This is a genomic window from Anaerovibrio sp. (assembly GCF_024697385.1).
In the GTDB taxonomy this organism is placed as follows: Bacteria; Bacillota; Negativicutes; order Selenomonadales; family Selenomonadaceae; genus Anaerovibrio.
Genome location: NZ_JAILFV010000149.1, coordinates 1 through 2,856, shown reverse-complemented (window position 1 = coordinate 2,856; position 2,856 = coordinate 1). Strand labels below are relative to the sequence as shown.

The following is a 2,856-nucleotide window of genomic DNA, read 5'->3' as shown; positions in this document are numbered from 1 at the left end:
TGTACCGAACGGTACGCACGGTGGTGTGAGAGGTCGGAGGATTTATTTTAATCCTCCTCCTACTCGATGCAGTGCTATATAAACAATGCATAAAATCGTAACATTAGATTGCGTAAATTACATATTTTTTACCATTTCGTGTCCACTGTTAATGTAGCAACAATGATCATTTGTTGCTTGGCCGGCAACCTTTTTGGCTTGCAGATGGTTATAATATATGTATTGCTATGAAGCCGTTGAGAGTTTAAGGTTGCAGAAAGGGAAAGATATTGGGGGTGGTGTGAAGAATATTCCCTATGGATAAAGTGTAATGTTTTTAGCTGTAATGGGAAGGCGGGGATAACATTGTCAAAAAGCAATTCCAAGAAGGATGACCTGATGAAGCTGTCCGAAAAAAGCCAGGAGCTTTATAAGGCACTTTGCAGTAAAATAAGCGGACAGGATGAAGCAATACATTATTTTGTAAAAAGCCTTTTCAATGGGCAGTTTATGCCATTAACCGACAAAACAAAACTAATCAATGTTTTCCTTTTGGCAGGTATGCAGGGAGCAGGGAAAACAACTTTGGCACAGGTAACTGCGGAAAAGCTGCAGAGAAGGCTTATTGAAATAGATTTGGCCGATAACACCAAGGAAAAAGCAGCTGATGCCTTGATAAATCCTATCAAGGACAAGGACGATTCCAGTAAAATAACCAGATTTGTGGAAAAAGATCCCAATGGAATACTCCTGCTAAAGAATATTGACAAAGCCAGTAAAGATGTAATTGATGCCTTGGGAAAGATAATAGAACAAGGTCATGTGACTGATACCGAAAGCCACAAGGATATATCCTTTGCCGATACCATTATTATTTTTACCACCCGGCTGGGTTCAGAGCTTTATCTTGCTGATAAGTACAGCGCCGTTGTGAAAAAAGCAGTGGCAACCAAGACCCTTTGTGAAGAGCTGGCAGAGGAAGAAAATCCTGTCACATTTTTTAATGACTTTTTTAGTGAAGACCATATTATATTCTTTAGGAAGCCTCCTGTCAGCGTTCTTTTGGATAAAATCGGGGACAGCTTCACAGATTTTGCCCACGGATTAAAAGAAAATTTTGGCTATGATCTGGAGATTGGGCCCAATGTTGCCTCTTTGTGCCTTTATGGCCACAGTAATGATGTATCTGTTGACACAGCCGATGGAATAGGTATCTCATTTTTAAAAAATGAATTATATGATTTGAGCCGCCATTTCGGTATGGAGAATATGGGCAGGCTGGAAAAAATAGTATTTCAGGTGGAGTTGCCGCCGGAAGGGGTTGAGTTGTTTTCTTTTTCGCGCAAACCACAGATTGTGGTGGTGGGTGACAAGAAAAGTTACCCCTCTTTGGTGGAAAATGAGCATGTTGAATACCTGTTTGCCGAAGATATAGACGAATTGGAAGGCATATTATCTGACGGCAATAACTACGTTAGCCTGGTATTGATAGATTTACTGTATGGTATGGGATTTGAACAGGGCCAATTCGGAATTGAAAATGAAGCACCGGTTGGCTTGTCGGCCTATGAAATCTTTCAGAAATATCTTCCTGATGATTACATGGTTTATACGGTTTACGATGGAAAAATTAGTGCGTCGGATTACTTTTCCTTTGTGCACTGGAATGCCAGAGGCTCCGTTGATTTGAACCAGGATAGCACTGTGGTTTTGGCAGATATGGAAAGACTTAGCAGAACAGCCTTTGTTCAGAAAACTTATGATGATTTGCAAAACAGAGGTTGGCTGATTAGCCACAAGACAACGCAGAGCTTGTCCAAGGATGGGAAAATAGCTGTGGTAACCTTCTATGATTTTGGTACAGAACAGTTAAAACCTATGCCGATAGATGACTATCTGGAAGAAGAAACAGCCGAAGTGTATTTTGATGATATTGTGGGAGCAGATTCGGCCAAGGAGGAGTTGCGTAATTTAAGCGAATACCTCAGGGCGCCTAATCTGTTCAAAATGAAATATGGCAGTGACCCTGGCGGAATAATGCTGTTTGGTGAGCAGGATACGGGCAAGGTGTCTCTGGGCAAGGCCTTGGCTTATGAAACTCCGGCACATCTGCTGTTTTTAAGCTCTTCCCGTGCTGACGCTCTTGCCTCTGATGATAGCAGCGAATTGCTGAAAAATTTGTTCCAAAAGGCTATTAACCAAACCCCATCGGTTATACTGATAGGACAGCTGGATGATTTCCTTAAAAAAATAGGTTCAGATGGGATAAATGTCATCATTAACGGGATAAAGGATATAAGAGAACGTGGCGCTGCGGTGTTGTTTGTTGGAACCGTGAACTGTGATGCTCCCTTTGTAGATAATAGAAACTCTGACATCGATCCAGATTTATTGCGTTTAATAGAATACAAAATACAAATTAAAATACCGGATAGAGACGAGCGAATTCATGGTATTAGAAGGTCCTTGGCCCGTAAAGGTATAGACAATATATCAGATACATTAATAGAAAATATTGCCGATCGTATCAGGGGATGGAGTATTGCAGATATTGATGAGCTTACATCCTTGGCCAAACGAAAAGCCGTAAGGCAGGAAAAGGAAGTAAATCAGGATATATTATCTGATGCGTTGGATGAACTGGTTCACGGTTATAAAACGGATTTGGTGGAAAGGGATTATTATGCTACGGCTGTTCATGAAGCCGGACATGCCTACTTACAATACTATGTAGGGGAAAAATCGTCATATATAACCATTATTGCCAGAGAAAATTATGGAGGATATACCAAATTTTATACAAATGAGAAGGAGGATGTTAAGGACACACGTCAGCGTGGATTGAATTATATAAAAACGTATTTGGCTGGCAGGGCA

Annotated in this window: 1 protein-coding gene; it reads left to right on the top strand. The window is 40.8% G+C overall.

Features of this window, described 5'->3' with window-relative positions; genetic code table 11:
• Positions 1-345 precede the first annotated feature (345 nt).
• Positions 346-2,856: AAA family ATPase (locus K6C05_RS08220; protein WP_296733517.1), on the top strand; the 2,511-nt coding region annotated here is incomplete at its 3' end.